This window comes from Oceanospirillum linum, from assembly GCF_001995095.2.
GTDB classification, from domain to species: Bacteria; Pseudomonadota; Gammaproteobacteria; order Pseudomonadales; family Halomonadaceae; genus Oceanospirillum; species Oceanospirillum linum.
This window is the reverse complement of sequence record NZ_MTSD02000002.1, coordinates 623,715-642,098: the sequence shown is the minus strand read 5'-3', so window position 1 is coordinate 642,098 and position 18,384 is coordinate 623,715. Positions and strand designations below refer to the sequence as shown.

At 48.4% G+C, this 18,384-nt stretch carries 17 protein-coding genes and 2 rRNA genes; 10 read left to right on the top strand and 9 right to left on the bottom strand.

The window, feature by feature from the left end; all coding sequences use genetic code 11:
* The first annotated feature begins 164 nt into the window (after nt 1-164).
* Nucleotides 165-280 (top strand): 5S ribosomal RNA (gene rrf / locus BTA35_RS08015).
* Between the two features lie 156 nt (nt 281-436).
* Nucleotides 437-552 (top strand): 5S ribosomal RNA (gene rrf, locus BTA35_RS08010).
* Between the two features lie 250 nt (nt 553-802).
* On the opposite strand, the gene BTA35_RS08005 is transcribed toward rrf (BTA35_RS08010), so the two are convergent.
* Nucleotides 803-1,585, bottom strand: a complete 783-nt coding sequence (locus BTA35_RS08005; protein WP_078319276.1) for a TSUP family transporter — start codon at nt 1,583-1,585, stop codon at nt 803-805.
* Nucleotides 1,586-1,910: 325 nt separating this feature from the next.
* Here BTA35_RS08005 and tusA point away from each other — a divergent pair, with 325 nt between their 5' ends.
* The gene (gene tusA / locus BTA35_RS08000) at nt 1,911-2,141 is read left to right on the top strand and encodes a sulfurtransferase TusA (RefSeq protein WP_430522268.1); all 231 of its coding nucleotides are present in this window, start codon (nt 1,911-1,913) and stop codon (nt 2,139-2,141) included.
* Nucleotides 2,142-2,192: 51 nt separating this feature from the next.
* Here the strand turns inward: tusA and BTA35_RS07995 are convergent, their stop codons facing one another.
* Nucleotides 2,193-3,563 carry an MATE family efflux transporter gene (locus BTA35_RS07995; RefSeq protein WP_160055332.1) on the bottom strand — a complete coding sequence of 457 codons (1,371 nt, stop codon included), beginning with the start codon at nt 3,561-3,563 and terminating at the stop codon, nt 2,193-2,195.
* 315 nt (nt 3,564-3,878) lie between these two features.
* Between BTA35_RS07995 and BTA35_RS07990 the strand changes: the two genes are divergently transcribed.
* The 3 genes from BTA35_RS07990 to BTA35_RS07980 all read left to right on the top strand — a co-directional run bounded on the left by BTA35_RS07990 (nt 3,879) and on the right by BTA35_RS07980 (nt 7,546).
* Nucleotides 3,879-4,436 (top strand): elongation factor P hydroxylase, encoded by a 558-nt coding sequence (locus BTA35_RS07990; RefSeq protein WP_078319273.1) that lies wholly within the window; start codon nt 3,879-3,881, stop codon nt 4,434-4,436.
* 178 nt (nt 4,437-4,614) lie between these two features.
* Nucleotides 4,615-5,658, top strand: coding sequence for a Fe(3+) ABC transporter substrate-binding protein (locus BTA35_RS07985; protein WP_078319272.1), 1,044 nt, complete (start codon nt 4,615-4,617; stop codon nt 5,656-5,658).
* 181 nt (nt 5,659-5,839) lie between these two features.
* Entirely contained in the window at nt 5,840-7,546 is a 1,707-nt protein-coding gene (locus BTA35_RS07980; protein ID WP_078319271.1) for an ABC transporter permease, read from the top strand.
* 93 nt (nt 7,547-7,639) lie between these two features.
* Here BTA35_RS07980 and BTA35_RS07975 read toward each other — a convergent pair whose 3' ends face one another.
* Entirely contained in the window at nt 7,640-8,131 is a 492-nt protein-coding gene (locus tag BTA35_RS07975; protein WP_078319270.1) for a hypothetical protein, read from the bottom strand.
* A complete protein-coding gene (locus BTA35_RS07970; RefSeq protein ID WP_078319269.1) occupies nt 8,100-8,987 on the bottom strand; it encodes a TatD family hydrolase in 888 nt (295 codons plus the stop codon). Before BTA35_RS07970 ends, BTA35_RS07975 begins: the two co-directional genes overlap by 32 nt.
* Nucleotides 8,988-9,103: 116 nt before the next feature.
* On the opposite strand from BTA35_RS07970, the gene BTA35_RS07965 reads away from it, so the two are divergent.
* Nucleotides 9,104-10,057 carry a chemotaxis protein CheV gene (locus tag BTA35_RS07965; protein ID WP_078319268.1) on the top strand — a complete coding sequence of 318 codons (954 nt, stop codon included), beginning with the start codon at nt 9,104-9,106 and terminating at the stop codon, nt 10,055-10,057.
* 184 nt (nt 10,058-10,241) lie between these two features.
* Here BTA35_RS07965 and BTA35_RS07960 read toward each other — a convergent pair whose 3' ends face one another.
* Nucleotides 10,242-10,742 carry a DUF1499 domain-containing protein gene (locus tag BTA35_RS07960; RefSeq protein ID WP_078319267.1) on the bottom strand — a complete coding sequence of 167 codons (501 nt, stop codon included), beginning with the start codon at nt 10,740-10,742 and terminating at the stop codon, nt 10,242-10,244.
* 117 nt (nt 10,743-10,859) lie between these two features.
* Between BTA35_RS07960 and uup the strand changes: the two genes are divergently transcribed.
* On the top strand, nt 10,860-12,809 hold the full coding sequence (gene uup, locus BTA35_RS07955; protein WP_078319266.1) for an ATP-binding cassette ATPase Uup: 1,950 nt from the start codon (nt 10,860-10,862) through the stop codon (nt 12,807-12,809).
* Between the two features lie 100 nt (nt 12,810-12,909).
* Here uup and BTA35_RS07950 read toward each other — a convergent pair whose 3' ends face one another.
* Nucleotides 12,910-13,350, bottom strand: coding sequence for a universal stress protein (locus BTA35_RS07950; protein WP_078319265.1), 441 nt, complete (start codon nt 13,348-13,350; stop codon nt 12,910-12,912).
* Nucleotides 13,351-13,551: 201 nt separating this feature from the next.
* On the opposite strand from BTA35_RS07950, the gene BTA35_RS07945 reads away from it, so the two are divergent.
* Both BTA35_RS07945 and BTA35_RS07940 read left to right on the top strand, forming a co-directional pair.
* The gene (locus BTA35_RS07945) at nt 13,552-14,046 is read left to right on the top strand and encodes a hypothetical protein (protein WP_078319264.1); all 495 of its coding nucleotides are present in this window, start codon (nt 13,552-13,554) and stop codon (nt 14,044-14,046) included.
* 33 nt (nt 14,047-14,079) lie between these two features.
* The gene (locus tag BTA35_RS07940; protein ID WP_078319263.1) at nt 14,080-14,727 is read left to right on the top strand and encodes a class I SAM-dependent methyltransferase; all 648 of its coding nucleotides are present in this window, start codon (nt 14,080-14,082) and stop codon (nt 14,725-14,727) included.
* 22 nt (nt 14,728-14,749) lie between these two features.
* Here BTA35_RS07940 and BTA35_RS07935 read toward each other — a convergent pair whose 3' ends face one another.
* From BTA35_RS07935 to BTA35_RS07925, 3 genes are all read right to left on the bottom strand, one after another.
* A complete protein-coding gene (locus tag BTA35_RS07935) occupies nt 14,750-16,012 on the bottom strand; it encodes a D-amino acid dehydrogenase (protein ID WP_078319262.1) in 1,263 nt (420 codons plus the stop codon).
* A gap of 108 nt (nt 16,013-16,120) precedes the next feature.
* Nucleotides 16,121-17,086 (bottom strand): GGDEF domain-containing protein, encoded by a 966-nt coding sequence (locus tag BTA35_RS07930; RefSeq protein ID WP_078319261.1) that lies wholly within the window; start codon nt 17,084-17,086, stop codon nt 16,121-16,123.
* Entirely contained in the window at nt 17,083-18,093 is a 1,011-nt protein-coding gene (locus BTA35_RS07925; RefSeq protein ID WP_078319314.1) for a response regulator, read from the bottom strand. Before BTA35_RS07925 ends, BTA35_RS07930 begins: the two co-directional genes overlap by 4 nt.
* Nucleotides 18,094-18,384 lie beyond the last annotated feature (291 nt).

The window sequence follows — 18,384 nt, the reverse complement described above, 5'->3', positions numbered from 1 at the left end:
CCAAAATGGTCTGACCTTGCTGTAAACCGTGCAACAACACGGAAAGACAAACGATCGGATACGACACAAGATACAAAGATCAAACGATAAACCGCAATACAGAATTTAGCCCTAACACGGCACAAAGTATTACAATCGATTGGCATCGATCTACAACCTTTTTGCTTGACGACAATAGCGTGTAGGAACCACCTGACTCCTTTCCGAACTCAGAAGTGAAACTGCTCAGCGCCGATGGTAGTGTGGGGTCTCCCCATGTGAGAGTAGGACATCGTCAAGCGCCTTATACTGGCTGACTGTGTAAATAGTACACAGACGGCCCAAAAGAACCCCGCTTCCATGAAGCGGGGTTTTTTTAAATTGCTGGCATATTGTTGGCAGTTTACACCGGATTCTGTTGAAGCTGACAAATAAGATAAGCTTTAATGACGATTTGCTTGATGATAATAGCGTGTAGGAACCACCTGACTCCTTTCCGAACTCAGAAGTGAAACTGCTCAGCGCCGATGGTAGTGTGGGGTCTCCCCATGTGAGAGTAGGACATTATCAAGCCTTAATTTCAAAAGCCCATCTCTAATGAGATGGGCTTTTTGCGTTTCTACTGAATCAAAGTTGCACTCTTAAATTAAGAGTTTGTATGTGTAGACCTTCCTGCTGCACTGAACTGCTGAGATACACTTTACCCTGCTAATTCCTGCTCAATGAATAGCCACTAGCTAAAGAGTACTAATTGCTGCCAATACAGCATATCGGCTGGCAAGGGCTCCTGCTCTATACTCAATTAAACGACAGAGTATCTGAGTTATAGAATCCAGTGCTGCCATGCAAGACGTAAGCTTATTAGGATGACCAGTAAGATGAAAATGCGCCTGACCCATAAATTTCCCATACGAATGGCGGAGTGAGATCCACACCAGGCGCCCAGCATAAGAGTTGAGCCCATTGCTATCCCTAATCCCCAGGCTACATGGCCCAGTAGGGCAAAGGTCACTAAAGATGTAATGTTACTTATGAAATTCATAGTACGGGCTAGTGCAAGTGTTTTCAGCATCTCCATTCGGTAAAAATGTAATGCACTGGCAGTCCAGAATGCCCCTGTACCTGGCCCTGCAACACCATCATAGCCCCCAAGAATTAAGCCGTGCACCCACTGGAATAAGCCGCTTTTTCTATCGGCATTTTCATCTGGTGTTGCAGGCTTAGATACCAGTGTATAAATTGCTGTTGCGATAATGATCGCTGGGAGAGCTTTGGCAATAAAATCTGCGTCCAGATAATTGGCTATAACGGTACCTGTCGTAGCTCCTATCAGAGTACCTATGGACGCAGCCTTCCAGAGTGCAGGAGTAAATAGACCTCTACGAAAAAAGGTAACTGCCGATGTTAAGGAGCCAAAGCTTGAAGAGAGCTTGTTGGTACCTAAGCTTAAGTGGGGTGGGATACCTGCGGTCAGTAGTGCCGGAATGGTGATCAGCCCACCACCTCCGGCAATGGCATCAATGAACCCGGCAACAAAAGCGACCAGCATCAGAAAGAGCAAATGGCCCAGTGTTAAGTTTTCGGCTAGAGGCAGTATTATATCCATAAGGTCCACATGGTCAGTGTATCGGATTAGAGAAAGGGAGATAGTGGTTATAACAGGCACATAATTCGACTTGCCTTAGAACTTGCGGAGAAACAGAGCCTGCACAGGTTTGAAGCGTCGCTACAGTCAGCGTTTGAATAATATCACTTTCTGCATGTATGGGGCGAAAAGCTGTATCAGAACTTATTTTCTGGAACTCATCTATCTCTCAGATTGGCTACAACCGCAGGTATTTAGTTAGGCTATTTTCATAGCTTTATTGAACCTTAGAACGGCTCTGGTAAACTTGGTCGTTTGTATTTTTCAGGAATTGATCATGTCTGAGATGACCTACGCCCATGAATTAGATACTTCCGGCCTGATGTGTCCAGAGCCTGTTATGATGCTTCATGGGGTAGTGAAAAATATGATGCAAGGTGATGTGTTGAGGGTCATTGCTACAGATCCTTCAACTACTCGGGATATACCTAAATTCTGTCAGTTTTTGGGCTTTACTCTTCTTGAACAAAAAGAAGAAAGTGACATTTTTTTCTACTATATTCAGAAACCTGCCTGATGATCCTGTTGGGGCTCTGCGGTTAGCAGCAGCCCCTTTCCATGCCTTTGTCTAAGCTAGCCTGTTAATCGCAAAGAAACGCCAGCCCAGCAGAACTGCAGCCATACTAAGTCCTGCAATCAGCCCGTACCAAAAACCAGCCACACCCATGGCGGGGACAATCAGGTCTGTTAAGGACAGTACATAACCTAAACCCATGCCTACGATCCAGTATGAGAAAAGAGTAATTGGCATAATAATTTGAGTGTCTTTATAGCCTCGCAGGGCTCCACTAAGTGCAACCTGGAGGGCATCTGATATTTGGAAGACGGCGGCCAGGTGTAGCAAGGTGACGGCAAGCGCGACCACTTCAGCCTGATCTGTATAGAGTTCTGCAATCACCTCCGGCAGAAAATACATAATGCCAGCCGTGAAGAAGCTTGCGACTACGGTACACCCCGCACCAATGATGCTGACATATTTACCATATTGATAACCGCCAGCTCCAACACTGTTACCGACCCGAACAGTTAGTGCCATAGCAAGGCTTAATGGAACCATAAAAGTAACAGATGTTACATTGAGAGCGATCTGATGAGCAGCAATTTGAGTTGAGCCAAGGCGGGCAATAAAAAGTGCAATGGTGGTAAAAAGCCCTACCTCAAAAAAAATTGCAACACCGATAGGTATACCAACGACAGACATCTTTTTAATCTCGCCCCAACGAGGCATAGAGGGATAATCCAGTAGCCTTGTTTCATTGTATCGGTGATTTAAGCGAATATAGAGCCATAGCATTAATACGCTGCTCCACATGGCGATTGCGGTAGCAAAACCACACCCCATGACACCTAGTGCAGGAATTGGCCCCATGCCATATATCAGTATCCAGTTTGCCATCAGATTAAATAAGAGCATACCAACGCTGATAATCAGAACGGGCCGGGTAAAGCCCAAGCCTTCAGTGTAGCTACGCATAGTCTGATAGAAACCAAGAGCCGGGAAGCCAATCATGATACCAAGCATGTAATCACTTGTTAGTGGCAGCAGGTGTTCCGGTACCGACATCAGCTGTAGAATGCTGGTATGAAATAACATGGCGACAATGCTAATCAGACTGATTGCCAGGCCCAGCCAGAACCCTTGAAATGCAAAGGGTCCGACCTTCGAGGGGGTGTCGGCCCCAAGCCATTGGGCAATGAAAGGCGTTATACCCAGCAGAACACCACTCAGAAATAGAAATAAAGGCATCCAGATACTGGTGCCAAGCGCGACAGCCGCCAGATGATCAGCCCCGAGCCTGCCTACCATAAGAGTATCTACGACACCCATGCCGGATTGAGCCAGTTGAGCCCCCATGATGGGCAGCGCAATGACCATTAGGTGCTTTATCTCTTTGAGTACATGTGGGGCATCAAATGTTTTTTTAGCGAAGATTTGCATGATAAAAATGAGCATCCTTGGCGGTTAAGATACTGCCAGATATGAAAAAATTTGGAAAAATGGCATCAATAAACAGTGCCTGACGGTGGAACCAACTGAAAAGTCAATTTTACTCTCTGGGTGCTGTTTTGTCTTGGCTGGAAAGTCGCTAATCAATTTTTGTCACCGGTCAAAAAAGAAAGAGTCTTTTCCCTGAACTATGAGGGAATGCGTATAATACCAGCCTCTGTTTTCAGACCATTTTAGCCCTTCGGATATGGTGTCAAAGTGTGCATTCTGGTTTGATGAAATAGTAAATCGTGTGAAGAGGTTAATGTGAGTGAGCGACATTGCTACAGAGATTTGATTGAGATTTTTAATCGGCTTTTTCTGGAGTCAGAGCAGACCCGTTTGGTGAAAGGTGAGGATGAGCCTGTCTACTTGCCTGCATCTGAGACCGGTAATGAGCACCAAATTGTTTTTGCACATGGCTTTTATGCAAGCGCTCTACATGAGGTCGCCCACTGGTGTGTTGCGGGAAAAGAGCGCCGCATGCTGGTGGACTATGGTTACTGGTATGAGCCTGATGGCCGAACTGAAGAACAGCAGCGTCTGTTTGAGCGTGTTGAAATTGTTCCTCAGGCGATTGAAAAGTGTTTCTGTCTGGCTGCAGGCTTTCGTTTTCGGGTTAGTGTCGACAACCTGAATGGTTCCCCTGGGAATACCTGTACTTTTGAGAAAAATGTTAAGCATCAGGCTGAGATCTATCTGCTGGAAGGCCTTCCCTCTCGGGCGCAGTCCTTCTTTGAAGCACTGGCTGATTTTTATAGAACGGACTTTGGTACGGGCAAAAATTCTGTAAAGATTTCCCCGGAGAGCTGTGCGTTTGCATAACAATTTTAGCCGCCCTGGCTATTAGGCCTTTGATTCTGCAGCATTTAAAAGCGACAGATAAATGAAAACGATTTGCAATAAGTATTGCACCTTGTAGGCTTATCCTGTTAAATACCAATTATTCTCATTTCGAATGATTGAATCGATCAGAAATTTTTTTCCGGCGGGAGACACATTAATGGCTAAACAAGGTTTCACTCAAAGCGCATTCAAAAAAGCAGTTGCTGCTCTGATTCTGACAGGCGGTGCAGTTTCAGCGTTTAATGCTCAGGCAGCTGATGAAATTAATATTTACTCTGATCGTCAGGCATTCCTGATGAAGCCTATTCTGGATGCTTTTACTGAAGAAACCGGCATCAAAGTAAATGTTGTTTTTGCCAAGAGTGGTTTAATTCAGCGCCTGAAGAGTGAAGGTGATAATAGCCCTGCAGACTTACTGCTGACCTCTAATGTAAGTAATCTGAGCCGTGCTGTAGATGCTGGTGTGACTCAGGAAGTTAATGATTCCGTTATTAACAAAAATGTACCGGCTAAATTCCGTGATGCAGACGGACAGTGGTTTGGTCTGACAACCCGTGCCCGGGTCGTGTATGCCTCCAAAGATCGTATTCAGCCTGGAGAGTTCAAGGACTATGAAGACTTGGCAGACCCTAAGTTTGCCGGTCGGATCTGTACCCGCAAAGGCGATCATACTTATAACATCGCGCTGATCGCATCTATGATTGCACACCATGGCGAAGCGGAAGCTAAGCAGTGGTTGGAAGGGGTGAAAGCGAATTTGGCCCGTAAGCCGCAAGGTAACGATCGTGCTCAGGTTAAAGCCGTTAAAGAAGGTGTTTGTGACCTTGCCGTTGGTAACAGCTATTACTACGGTAAAATGCTGACGAATGACGAGCAGCGCGCTTGGGCAGAGTCTGTAAACATTGTTTATCCAAACCAGGAAGGCCGGGGTACCCATGTTAATATCAGTGGTATGGCGATGACAAAAAGCTCGCCTAACCGTGATGTTGCTTTAAAACTGATGCGTTTCCTGACAGAAGATGAAGCGCAGAAAATCTATGCTGAACAGAATTTTGAATACCCTGTAAAAGCCGGTGTTGAGGCCAGTAAACTGGTGGATCATTGGGGAGAATTCAAAGCTGATGATCTGCCACTGTCTAAAGTTGATAGCTTCCGCAAGCGAGCTGCCATGATGGTTAACGAAGTAGGTTATAACAACTGATCCGGGCTCATCGCCTTATATACAGGTTACCGGGGAGGGACCTTATGGTGAACTCCCCGCTAACTTGTGATAACAGTATGGCGTAACATACTGTTATAATTAGTAAATCCGAGGGCAGCCAAGGCTGCCCTTTTGTGCGTTCTGAAAAACGCTTTTTCACGTTTTGGACAGGTAGGCGCGGATGGTTTCGCAAGCAGAGGATAGAACAGCAGTGGCAATAGGTGGCAGACCGGGCTCACTGTTTAAAACCCGTTCTGGTAATGGCTATTGGCAATTCTCGGTTTGGTTGATTGCTGCGATTGTGCTGTTGCCGGTTTTAGCGGTGCTTTGGCTGGCATTTTTTCCGGAAGAGAATATCTGGCCTCACCTGCTCTCGACGGTTCTGCCTAACTATATTATCACCACAATTGGCCTGATGCTGGGTGTTGGTTTTTTTGCTGCCTGGCTGGGTATTTCGACCGCCTGGGTAACGACCATGTATGATTTCCCGGGTCGAAAAGTCTTTGAATGGGCGCTTCTGTTACCCTTTGCTGTACCTGCATACGTTATAGCTTATGTTTACACCGATATGCTGGAATATTCTGGCTGGTTACAAATGGGGCTCAGGCAGCTGTTTGGTTGGCAAACGGCCCGTGATTACTGGTTCCCAGAGATCCGGAGTCTTGGTGGGGCCGTTATCATGCTGGCTCTGGTTCTTTATCCCTATGTCTTTATGATGGTGCGGGCGACATTTATTGAGCAATCCGCATCTTTGCGTGATGCTGCGAGAACCTTAGGCTGCAGCCGACGACAAGTCTTCTGGCGTGTTTCTTTGCCGACAGCTCGTCCGGCGTTAGCCGTGGGGGTTGCTCTTGTGCTTATGGAAGCTCTGAATGACTTTGGTACCGTGGATTATTTTGCGGTGCGTACCCTGACTGCAGGTATCTATGATGTCTGGATGAATATGGGCAACATCGGTGGTGCGGCTCAGATCGCCAGCGTAATGATGATATTTATTCTGGTCCTTATCGGGCTGGAGCGGCACTCCCGCCGTCGCCAGAAACAATTTTCCCGGGGAGATCGTTTCAAAGCTTTTCAGCGCACAAGGCTAAGTGGCCGCAAAGCTTTTGCCTGTTGGCTGATCTGTATTATGCCTTTGGTTTTTGGCTTTATCGTACCGGTACTCTCTTTGGCAAGGCATGCGATTGTCTATTTTGAGGTCTCCTGGACGCCCGATTTTTTTGAGATGAGCTGGAACAGCTTTATGCTTTCCGCCGTTGCTGCTTTGGGTACCATCTTTCTGGGGCTTATCCTTGCCTATGGAAAGCGCCTGGTTAAGGCATCGAGTGTACAGAAGGCCGTAAGATTATCCGGTCTGGGCTATGCGATGCCAGGTGCAGTTTTGGCGGTAGGGGTGATTATCCCTCTGGCTGCTTTTGATAATGCCGTGGATGATCTTTTTGAAAGCTGGTTTGGGATTTCCACCGGTTTACTGCTTAGCGGGACTGTTTTCGCTGTGATTTTTGCTTATATTGTGCGTTTTCTTGCGGTATCAGCAGGTAGTATTGAGTCGAGCCTTGAAAAAGTAACGCCAAGCATGGATATGGCTGCCCGCTCTTTGGGTTACAACACGCTGCAAATTTTATTGAAAGTGCATGTTCCCATGATAAAGCCTGGTGTACTCACCGCGGCGCTGGTGGTTTTTGTGGATTGTATGAAGGAGCTGCCAGCGACTTTGGTATTGCGCCCCTTTAATTTTGATACCCTGGCCACTCATGTATATCAGTTTGCCTCTGATGAGTTACTGGAAGAGTCTGCATTGTCGGCGCTGGTCATTGTTCTGGTCGGTATTATTCCTGTAATTTTACTGAGCCGCTCCATTATTGCTTCCCGTAATGAGAAGCAGTAGGGCATATGGCTTGCCTGAAGAGAAAAAGCCGGGTGCTCACCCGGCCTTTTATTTTGCTTGGTCTTTTACCTTGCACGGACTGATATGACGAGATTAGACCCCGCCTTCAGTTAACGCCTGATGTACATGCAGCATGGACAAAACATTTGCCTCTGACTGATAAGGGTCCATTCCCCGCTCCGCCATCCACTCACTCCGTAGATCCTGCCAATGCTCAAAGCCGATTTCATAGAGGCTTGCTGCGGGCTCAAATGCAAATTGCACATTCATCTGGTAGCTGTCAAAGAGCATATCGAGCCAGTGCTCATCCTCTCCTGATCCATCAACGTAAACGATATCAGAGTCAATATCCCCCTGTAACTCGCGAATCACTTCCAGTGCGCTGACACCGTGTAGCATCAGATCATCGATATCGATGGCGGCATCATCAAACTGATGGCTATGGCTATCCAGCCAGTCGTCTTCAGGGGTGATCAGAGTACTTTTTACCTGACCATCCGGTGTTGACCAGCACACGGCAATAGGGAAGCCGTCTTCATCGGGGCTGGAGCATTCAAAGTCGATAAAAATCGGAAACGGATTCATTTTCTACCTCGTTGGCTGGGGCAAAATGTTCAGGTAAACGAAAAAAACGCCGTGCATTGTCACTGGTTTTACAGGCAAGATCCAGCTCAGAAAGCCCGGTGTGAAGGCTTAATTCTTTCAGTACCCATGGTAAGTAAGCCGGCCTGTTTGTGCGATCTTTAGGTTTACGGAGCATATTGCGTGGCAGAAGATATGGTGCATCCGTCTCTATCATAAGGCGGTCCGGTGGAATATTGTGTACAAGTGCCTGCAGGTCAGTCCCACGGCGTTCATCGCATATCCAGCCCGTAATACCGATATAGAGACCAAGATCGAGATAGCCAAACAGCGCCTGCTTGCTGCCGGTAAAGCAGTGGATGACACCGTCGGTTATATGGTCACGGTAACTCTTCAGAATCTCATGCTGACGCTCAAATGCATCCCGTTCATGCATAAAAAGTGGTTTTTGAAACTCAATGGCCAGTTCCAGTTGGGCCTCGAAGGCCTTTTCCTGATCCTGGGGCGTTGAAAAATTACGATTGAAGTCCAGGCCTGTTTCGCCGACAGCAACGCAGTAGCTATTCTGCAGTAAATCACGGAGATTGGAGCGTGTGGAGCTATTGAATTCTGAGGCATCATGGGGGTGTATCCCCACGGTGCAGCGAAATTGCCCGGGGTAGCGCTCGCAAAGAGCCAGAGCTGCCTCCGATGAAGCAAGAGACGTACCGGTAATGATCTGCTTGGTTACATTAGCTTCCAGTGACTGTGCTACAACTTCAGCAATCTTCCCGTTAAAACGCTCGTTTGTGAGGTTAACTCCGATATCAATTAAAGATGATGGTGCGACCAGTAGTGCGTTTTGTTGACTGTCTCTCATGACTTTCCGGAATCCTGATAGAAATAAGATCTGAATTTAACTACTATTGACACCTCAAAGAAAGAAAACAGGCATAGATCGCCTTTTAACCTGAGACCACAACATTGGAGTAGCCCATGGCAGGGGTATTAGCTAGCGTAGATTCCCGGACACAGTTGGTTGGTGAAAACCGACTAGAGCTTTTAATGTTTCGCCTACTGACGGGACAGTTGTTTGCCATCAATGTGTTTAAAATTCAGGAAGTGATGCGTCTACCGGCATTGTCTAACCTGCCGCATCACCACCCTTATGTTGTAGGGGTTACTCATCTGCGGGGCCAGACAGTTACGGTGATCAACCTGAGTCAGGCGATCGGTATGCCTGCTCTGCAACCGACAGAAGAAAGCAACCTGATCGTGACGGAGTATAACAACTCTGTGCAAGCCTTTCTGGTCGGCGGTGTTGATCGCATTATCAATATGAACCGGGACGAAATTATGCCGCCGCCGCGAACCACAGGCCGCTCCCATTACCTGACGGCGATTACCCGGGTTGAAGAAAAGATCGTTGAGATCATTGATGTAGAAAAAGTTCTGGCTGAGATTTCACCTTACCTGATCAGTATTGATACTGAAAATCTGGATGAGCAAATTCGTCAGGCAGCTAGCCGGATGGAAGTCCTGATGGTTGATGATTCCTCCACTGCACGGGCCCAGGTTAAAGAGACCCTTGGGCACTTGGGCATTACAATCCATGAGGCCAGTGATGGCCGGGAAGGGTTGGAAAAACTGCGTGCTATGGCTGATGCCGGCGAGGATGTGCCTAATAAGCTGCTGATGCTGATTACAGATGCTGAAATGCCGGAAATGGATGGTTATCGTCTGACGCGCGAAATTCGTGAAGATCCGCGCCTTAAAGATCTGTTCATTACCCTGCATACCTCTTTGAGTGGTAGCTTTAATAAGGCGATGGTGCAAAAGGTCGGTTGTGATGACTTCCTGTCCAAATTTCAGCCGAAGCAGCTGTTTGATCTGGTTGTTCGTCGGATCGCTGAAGTTGAAGGGCTGGAGGTTCCGGAAGAAACGATATAAGCCGAACACCGGATACCCTGCTTAGCCAAATCAGGAGCGCGATCTAAAATAGCCCCCAATATTGAATATTCAGTATTGGGGGTTATTTTTATGCAGTATGTGTGGCGGATTGTAGCGACGAAGCTTCTGCCCATTGAGGCTTTTTGACTATGCCCTGAGGCTTTTTGTCTCTGTCCTATTGATACTAATCTGTCTGAATAGGTACTTTGGGCTCCAAAAGAGGCTGGGCCATACGTTCGCTAAAGGCTTTGCGAATCTCTTCAATTCGTCTGCGGTTGGCACCAAAATCAGAATAACCGATGCGTGACGCAGAGCGTACGGCAATGACACCCGGTACTTGGAAGTAGAACTCGACATCATCGATAAAGCCCATCAGAGGCGTGCGGAAATCTGCCCTTAGGTAGTGAGCGTGCTCGCGGGTGATGACAATGGCATCACTCTGCTCTGTGAGCAGAGCTTCCATCTGATTGTAAGCCTGGGTTTGTTCGGCGGTATAGAGAATAGGGGGGACTTTTTGGCTCTCCTGGGTATCCGGGTGTGAAGCAACACAGTTCGGGGTATCCGGGCAGGGTTTCAGGCGGTTGTTTTCAACCCCCAGTTTAGGAATGTCGTGCATACAGCCTGTTAAAAAGGCGATAATGGACCCCAACACAACGGTTTGTCTTATTAAAGGATAAGAAATCATTCGGGTTTCCTGTTTGATCGTCCTGATACGGCTGTTTAAAGTAGCAAGTTTTAGGTGGATACCTCAATATCGGATCCGTTTTTTTACAGATAATTCCAAGGTTTTTACAGGCATTTCATGGCGTTAGTTAGATTAGAAAAGATCAGTATCGCATTTGGCCATCATGCGCTGCTGGATGAAGCCTCTCTGGTCATCAGTAAAGGCGAACGAATTTGTGTCGTTGGCCGTAATGGCGCAGGTAAATCCACTATGCTGAAGCTGGTTTCCGGGGAGCAAACACTTGACTCCGGGTCACTTTGGATTCAGCCGGGGTTAAAAATCGGCCAGCTGGCTCAGGATCTGCCGGTGGCTGGAGAAGATACTGTATTTGATATCATCGCAGATGGTATTCCCGGTGTCGGGCAGTTGATTCGCGACTATCACCATCTGGTCATGAATATCGAGGGTGACGAGGATCTGAAAAAGCTAGAGCACCTGCAAAATGAGCTTGAAAGCAAAGATGGCTGGGCTCTGACTCAGCGGGTTGAGTCTATTATCTCCAGGCTGAACCTCCCAGCGGATACCCCCATGAAATCCTTGTCCGGTGGCTGGCGTCGCCGTGTGGCATTGGCCCGTGCTTTGGTTAGTGAGCCGGATCTGTTACTGCTTGACGAACCGACTAACCACCTTGATATTGAGACGATCGCCTGGCTGGAGCAGCAGGTGAGTGAGTTCCGGGGAGCGGTACTCTTTATTACCCATGACCGGGCATTTCTGCAAAAGCTGGCAACCCGAATTGTAGAGCTGGACCGGGGCCAGTTGACGATCTGGGAAGGTGATTATCCCAGCTTTCTTGAGCATAAAGAGCATATGCTTGAGGTGGAAGAGCGTCAGAATGCTGAGTTTGACAAGAAGTTGGCTCAGGAAGAAGCCTGGATCCGTCAGGGAATTAAAGCACGCCGAACCCGTAATGAGGGTCGTGTTCGTGCCCTGCAGGATCTGCGTAAGGAGCGTTCCCAGCGCCGGGACCGGCAGGGTACGGCGAATATCACGCTGGATAAAGCTGAGTCTTCCGGCAAGTTGGTTGCAGAGCTCGAGCATGTCAGCTACAGCTGGGGCGATAAGCCTATCATTCGGGATTTGACTACCCGGGTCGTGCGTGGTGATCGTATCGGCTTGCTAGGCCGTAACGGTGCTGGCAAGAGTACGCTTCTGAAGCTTCTTCTGGGGCAGCTTGACCCGCAAAGTGGCAACCTGAAAATGGGTTCTAAACTGGAGGTGGCTTACTTTGATCAGCTACGTGCCCAGTTAGAGCCTGAGCGCACGGTGATGGATAACGTTGCTGAGGGACAGACCAGTATTACCATCGGTGGCCGTGATAAGCATATTATGAGCTACCTGCAGGACTTTCTGTTCAGTCCTGAGCGAGCTCGCACGCCGGTCAAGGCCCTGTCTGGTGGGGAGTGTAATCGTTTATTGTTGGCTAAGCTGTTCACCAAACCCGCCAATATGCTGGTTCTGGATGAGCCAACCAATGACCTGGACGTGGAGACACTGGAGTTATTGGAAGAGCTATTGCTCAATTTTGATGGCACCGTGCTTCTGGTTAGCCATGACCGTGCCTTTATGGATAATGTCGTGACCAGTGTTTTCGCCTTTGAAGGTGATGGCGTGGTGAAGGAGTATGTTGGTGGTTACAGTGACTGGGTACGTCAGGGAGGTAAGTTCCCACCGGAAGTCTCCGGTGGCGACGGCAATGACAGTACGACACTGAGAACCGGGTCTGAAGGTGATTCTGCAGCCAATGATGATAAGCCCGCAGAGGCCAGACCGGCTGAAAAATCCGCTGCCAAAAGTAAAAAGCTTAGTTATAAGCTGCAGCGTGAATTAGATCAGCTACCGGCTTTGATTGAAAAGCTGGAATCAGAACTGGAGGTGTTACACACCACCACGGGAGACGGTGCTTTTTACCAGGGCGACCCGGACAAGGTGTCTGAAACACTGGATAAGCTTCAGCAAAAAGAGCAGGAGCTCGAACAGGCGATGGACCGTTGGGTAGAGCTAGAGGCGATGAAAGAAGAAGGCTAAGCGTTACATTGTCTGTGCCGAATGCCCCTGATAGCGTATTTGCTATCAGGGGCATTTCAGTATCTGAGGTTACCCGTAAGGTGGCCTCTGTTATGAGTATCTATTTGTCTTTCTGAATACGCACAGCCAGAACATCACATTTAGCACCGTGCAGGACGCCGGTAGATGTTGAGCCGAGTAACAGAGACAGGCCATGCCGTCCGTGACTGCCTACAACGATCAGATCTACACCCTGATCTTTAGCCATACGGTGAATTTCACTATCCGGCACACCCACCAGAATATGTTGCTGTTCCTGAGGGATGTTCAGCGGAGCAGCCAAATCTGCAAGTTTCGCTTTAGCGTGCTGCTCGAGCTGCTCCTGAATTGTCGTTAGATCCATTGGGATATCACCACCATACGCAAAACCCAGAGGCTCCAGAGCGTGAATCAGGCTGATATTCGCACCGTTACGCTCAGCGATAGCCTTACCTTTTTCAATAACCTGGCCGGATTCATCGGTCAGATCCACTGCAATCAGTACGTGTTTGTATTGGCTCATTTTCTGTCCCCTTGCTAAAAATCCTTATCTGACTGTACTTTATCCCTTGTCTATCGATTAGTATAGGGCGCAATCAGGTTTAAAAATTGATCACAGGCACTCTCTTGGCGTGGGTCATGGTTTACAGCTTTCAATCTTTAAAATCAAAACCTGAGTGTCGTATTTTCCTGCCCTGGGCAGCTGTTTTTTGAGGTGTTATATATGAGTACCTGGCTTATTGTTGTTCTGATTTTTGCAGCTGTTCTTAGTCCGATCGCATGGATTGTCCCTTCAAGGCGGCAGCGTTATCAGATGCACCTGAGAAAGATAGCGCTTCATGCAGGAATTCGGGTCCGAATAGAGACTTTTGAACTTCTGGGCACCAAAAACAGCGCGATTGCTTACCGCGTTATGCGTGAAGCTGATGATAAGGGCCCTGTTCATCGTTTTCGCCTGGGGCACTGTGCTCGATTAGATAAAGAAGAGATCCAGTACCGGGGGGATGAGTTTGTTTCCGGGTGGGTTTGGTTAGAGGCCCCGTCTCCGGCTCTGGATGATGGTCAGGAAGCAAGCCTGAAGACTTTGTTGAAGGTGCTGCCAGAAGATACTCTGATTTTTGAGGCTGGTACGGCAGCTCTGACCTTATGGTGGCGTGAAAATGGTACGCCTGAGCAGGTTGAAGCGTTGGCCGTTCAGCTGGCAGAGCTGAATGTCTGAATTCAGCCTGATGAGTAAACGAGGGAAAGCGTGATGTCGCTGCTGCTGAATCGGGCACTATCGCAGATGTTACCTTCCGCCAGGGTTAAAGAGGTGACTCTGCCGGGTGTCGATAAGATCAGGCTTTGGCTGGTAGATCCTGAGCCCGTCGACAGGGCATTTTCGTCCGATGAGATGATAGCTATTCTTGAGCATGCTCCATATTGGGGGTTTTGCTGGGGTAGTGGCTTGGCGCTGGCACGCTTTATTCTGGAAAATCCTGCAGAGGTCGTGGGGAAGCGGGTTATCGATTTTGGAGCGGGCTCTGGTGTTGTTGCTGTTGCGGCCGCGATGGCGGGGGCAGAGGTGATTGCCTGTGATATCGATCCGGTATCCCAACTGGCCTGTAAGGAGAATGCGCGCCTGAATAAGGTGTCGTTTCAGGTTGCTGCAGATCTGTTAGCCCTCCCTGAAATGGGAGCAGATCTCCTGATTGCTGCCGATGTGCTTTATGACCGGGATAACCTGCCCTGGCTTGACACTTTTTTTCGTTTTGCACCGGAGGTGTGGGTGGCTGATTCCCGGGTAAGGAATTTCAGCCACTCCTCTTATCAGCTGGTGGATACATTTAACGCGAATACTGTGCCGGAAATGGGGGAGCCCTATGAGTTTTCCTCAATTCGTTTTTATCGCTCAGTCTGAGTGTCTGATTTTACCGGATGGATCAAAGGAGATGGCCAGGTAGCTCGTAATGGTCAAACTCAGTTGCGCTTCCGTTGCTGATTAAGTCTGCCAGGTATTTTCCTGAGCCGCAGCCCATTGTCCAGCCAATATTATGACCGCTGTTGATCCATAAGTTGTCAAAACGGGTTTTACGGATACAGGGCAGACCAGAGGGTGTTGCCGGCCTTAACCCTGTCCAGAAGCGAGCCTGATCAAAGCCTCCGGCTTCCGGGAAAAGTCTTCTCGCCTGCTCCAGAATACGGTCGCAACGTTTGACATTCAGCTCACGGGAATAGCCACCCAGTTCACCGGTGCCGGCGACCCTAAGTTCATCCCCCAGCCGACTGAATACCAGCTTGTTGGTTTCATCCGTCAGGCTCACCGTCGGTGCTTTTTCCGGATACTCTAAAGGTACAGAAATAGAGTATCCCTTAACCGGGTAGATATTGGGCCAAACGTTAAGTGGTTTCAGAAGTCTGGCTGACCACGGCCCCATACAAACAATCAGGTGATTTGCGGTCAGGTGTTGGTTCCCCAGCTCACCATTGACTCTGACATGAATACGGCGCCCTTCGCGAACTAACTGCATGATATGAGTATTCATGGCGAAGGTGACTCCCATCTCCCGGCAGACATCCGCTAATTGCTGGCAATATTCACGTGCATCACCTGATTCATCGGACTCCGTATAGGTTGCGCCAACAATTTTTTCATTGCTGAATCTCAGGGCAGGCTCTTGGGTGAGGGCTTCTTCCGGGCTGATGATTTTTCGGTTAAGCCCAAAATTTCGCATTTGTTCAATGCTTTGCTTCGCGCTGTTTAGTGATCTGTCTGTTCTGTAGAGATGGAGTACACCTTTACGTATCTGTTGGTATTTTAACTGGTGCTCATTTTGAACCTGACGGGTCAGTTCCTGGGAGTAAGCTGAGAGGCGCATGGCTTCCAATAGATTTGTGCGCCACCGCCCGGGAGTGCATTGTCCGAACCAGCTTAGCAACCAGCGCCATTGCCGGATATCCATTCCGGGCCGGAAGAGGAGGGGAGCATCATCCCGGATCAGATCTTTTATGACAGAAAGTGGAGCAGAGGGTTTGGCCCAGGGGTCAGCATGGCTAACGGCGATCTGGCCGCCGTTAGCATAAGAAGTTTCATTGCCCGGTATTGGCTGACGATCAATAACCAGAACCTTGTGACCCGCTTTGGCCAGCCAGTACGCTGTGTTTACACCAATAACACCGCTACCCAATACAATGCTGTCATACATAGGGGCTCTCCTTGTCAAAAACGAGGTTTTTTATCAGTGTAGATACTTTCTTTTGTAAAGGTGTCTGTTTTCCTGAGCCCACGCCTAATGCTTGCATAGGGCTTGCCGTCAGGTTGAGTGAACAGTCGTCTGATTTCTGCCGTTCCGTTTGGAGTGATAGAGTGCCTGGTCAGCCCGTTCAAGCCATTGGCTGTACTCTGTCATATCCGGTGTTATCTCACAGACCCCCAGGCTTACCGTAAAGCTGATATGTTGTCCTTCATATTCAACTTCGGCTTCCTCAAGACTGACTCGCAGCCGCTCAGACATTATAGAAGCCTGTTCAGCGTTTGTTTCCGGCAGGATAACGCCAAACTCTTCCCCGCCATATCGGCCGGAAATATCCGTTTCTCGCTGAAGACTCAGTAGCGTGCTGGCAACCTGCTTTATAACCTCATCCCCGGCCTGGTGGCCAAAGGTATCATTCACTTTTTTAAAGTGGTCAATATCAAACATAACCAGAGAAGAGGGTGTCTGGCTGCGCCTGAAACGCCGGAACTCCTGACTGAGGCGCTCTTCCCAATGCCCTCGATTGTTAAGACCTGTCAGGCGGTCAGTCCGGCTGAGTCGTGCCAGCTCCTGGTTTGCCTTTTCCAGCTCAATTTTGCTGGTCGCGATATCCGTGACATCGTAAATCAGAATACAGGCATGGGTAACACGCTTGTCCATACCGGTTAAAGGAATAATAGTGACATTCTGATACATCTGCTCTGATCTGCCGGTCAATGGGCGATAGCTTTTAAATCTGAACAGGTGTGGTCGCTGCCCCCAGGTCGAATACGCCCGGCTATCCAGGGTGAACACAGACTCTATCTTGCGGGTCAGCCATTGATCCGGTAACTCCGGGAACAGGCTGAAAATATTATTGCCCCGAGCCTGGGATGTGCGTACGCCGCTATGGTTCTCCATAAAGCCGTTCCACAGCTGGATATCAAAGGCCCGGTCCACAACAACTAAGCCGACATCAACCGTTTGCAGCATCTGCATCAGCCAGTGCAGGCGTGGCATATCGAGATCTTGTGGATCATTGGTCATTTCAGATACCCCGCTCGCTCTGTTAAAACAGGCAAAGAATCCTCTGTCAGCACCAGAATCAGATCGCATTCGACCTGATGATCAGGGATGCCATAGTCAATTTCAATTGCCAGTACTTTTTGCTGCTGGTTAGGGGAACCCAGTAGTGGGGGCAGCCCTTTTTTCTGACCTAAAATCACGGGGTGGCTGTAACTGAACTCTACATCCAACTGTTCAGCGATACCTTTCAGGCAGGCTCCGATCAGGATGCCGGACAGGTCCATAAGGACTTCCAGGTCATTGTTAGTTGTTGCATCGGATTGGCCTGATGACATTTGATCATATTGCATCAGGCGGGACATATGGGGGAAGCTCTCATCCCCTACGAGCAGGATGGCTTCGCCAGCTATGCCGGAACCATTAAAGCCCTGGGATACACCGGATAAAGATGTGGCATCCTTGGAGGCCAAAACTTCTTTCAGTTCGTTATAAGGCTTTATGTGTATCTTGGGGACAGGTAAATGGATAAAGGTGTTGAGCAGACCTGCAAGCAGACTACCTGTCTGCCCCATAGAGACATTGACCACTTCCTGGATCAGGTCTGTCAGGGCAACCTCTTCGTCAAAGCGAGCCAGTTCTGTTTCGGTCTGGGGCTGAGAGGCGCTGATAATACCGTATGAAAGAAGAATCTCAGTGATTTTCTCTGTCGTGGCTGGTTTCTTGATAAAGTCGAGGGCACCCAGATCTTTGACACGTTTATAGGCTTCGGGCTGGATGTCGCCGGATACGACAAGAACCATGGTCGGCAGATCTTCGGTGCGAATGGCCTCCAGAACGGCGTAACCATCCATTACCGGCATGTTGAGATCAAGAAACAAGATATCAGCTTTACCGGCTTTAATTAATTCAATCGCTTCTCCACCATGATTGGCGAAGCTGATTTCAATATCCCAGCTTCCGGGTAAGGCACGGGCCATCTGCTTACGTGCAAAGCTAGAATCATCACATATGACGATGGGGGTAGTCATCAGCTGCATCGATCCTTTTTAGCTGTTGTGTTAAACCTTAAGGTTTTTTTATAGTTAGACTCAGCCTGAATAGGGTCTTTGGCTTTTTCTGTTATACTTACAAAATGATACATTCCTTGTGTATCTAACAATAGACCTTAACAGAAAACAAATCATACTGTTAATTGTGTCCTGAAAAATAGTGTGGTTTGTCACAAAAAGTAGCGGTTTTAGTTTTCTGGTTGTCGGATGATAACTCTCAATAAAAATAAGAGTATAGTAGGTACAAAGCACATTGTTTTTATTCGCTTT

Bases quoted from the DNA above. Each gene is read 5' to 3' on its own strand.
- BTA35_RS08005 (WP_078319276.1), bottom strand. From the start codon at position 1,585: ATGGATATAATACTGCCTCTAGCCGAAAACTTAACACTGGGCCATTTG.
- tusA (WP_430522268.1), top strand. From the start codon at position 1,911: ATGACCTACGCCCATGAATTAGATACTTCCGGCCTGATGTGTCCAGAG.
- BTA35_RS07995 (WP_160055332.1), bottom strand. From the start codon at position 3,563: ATGCAAATCTTCGCTAAAAAAACATTTGATGCCCCACATGTACTCAAA.
- BTA35_RS07985 (WP_078319272.1), top strand. From the start codon at position 4,615: ATGGCTAAACAAGGTTTCACTCAAAGCGCATTCAAAAAAGCAGTTGCT.
- BTA35_RS07980 (WP_078319271.1), top strand. From the start codon at position 5,840: ATGGTTTCGCAAGCAGAGGATAGAACAGCAGTGGCAATAGGTGGCAGA.
- BTA35_RS07975 (WP_078319270.1), bottom strand. From the start codon at position 8,131: ATGAATCCGTTTCCGATTTTTATCGACTTTGAATGCTCCAGCCCCGAT.
- BTA35_RS07970 (WP_078319269.1), bottom strand. From the start codon at position 8,987: ATGAGAGACAGTCAACAAAACGCACTACTGGTCGCACCATCATCTTTA.
- BTA35_RS07965 (WP_078319268.1), top strand. From the start codon at position 9,104: ATGGCAGGGGTATTAGCTAGCGTAGATTCCCGGACACAGTTGGTTGGT.
- BTA35_RS07960 (WP_078319267.1), bottom strand. From the start codon at position 10,742: ATGATTTCTTATCCTTTAATAAGACAAACCGTTGTGTTGGGGTCCATT.
- uup (WP_078319266.1), top strand. From the start codon at position 10,860: ATGGCGTTAGTTAGATTAGAAAAGATCAGTATCGCATTTGGCCATCAT.
- BTA35_RS07950 (WP_078319265.1), bottom strand. From the start codon at position 13,350: ATGAGCCAATACAAACACGTACTGATTGCAGTGGATCTGACCGATGAA.
- BTA35_RS07945 (WP_078319264.1), top strand. From the start codon at position 13,552: ATGAGTACCTGGCTTATTGTTGTTCTGATTTTTGCAGCTGTTCTTAGT.
- BTA35_RS07940 (WP_078319263.1), top strand. From the start codon at position 14,080: ATGTCGCTGCTGCTGAATCGGGCACTATCGCAGATGTTACCTTCCGCC.
- BTA35_RS07935 (WP_078319262.1), bottom strand. From the start codon at position 16,012: ATGTATGACAGCATTGTATTGGGTAGCGGTGTTATTGGTGTAAACACA.
- BTA35_RS07930 (WP_078319261.1), bottom strand. From the start codon at position 17,086: ATGACCAATGATCCACAAGATCTCGATATGCCACGCCTGCACTGGCTG.
- BTA35_RS07925 (WP_078319314.1), bottom strand. From the start codon at position 18,093: ATGACTACCCCCATCGTCATATGTGATGATTCTAGCTTTGCACGTAAG.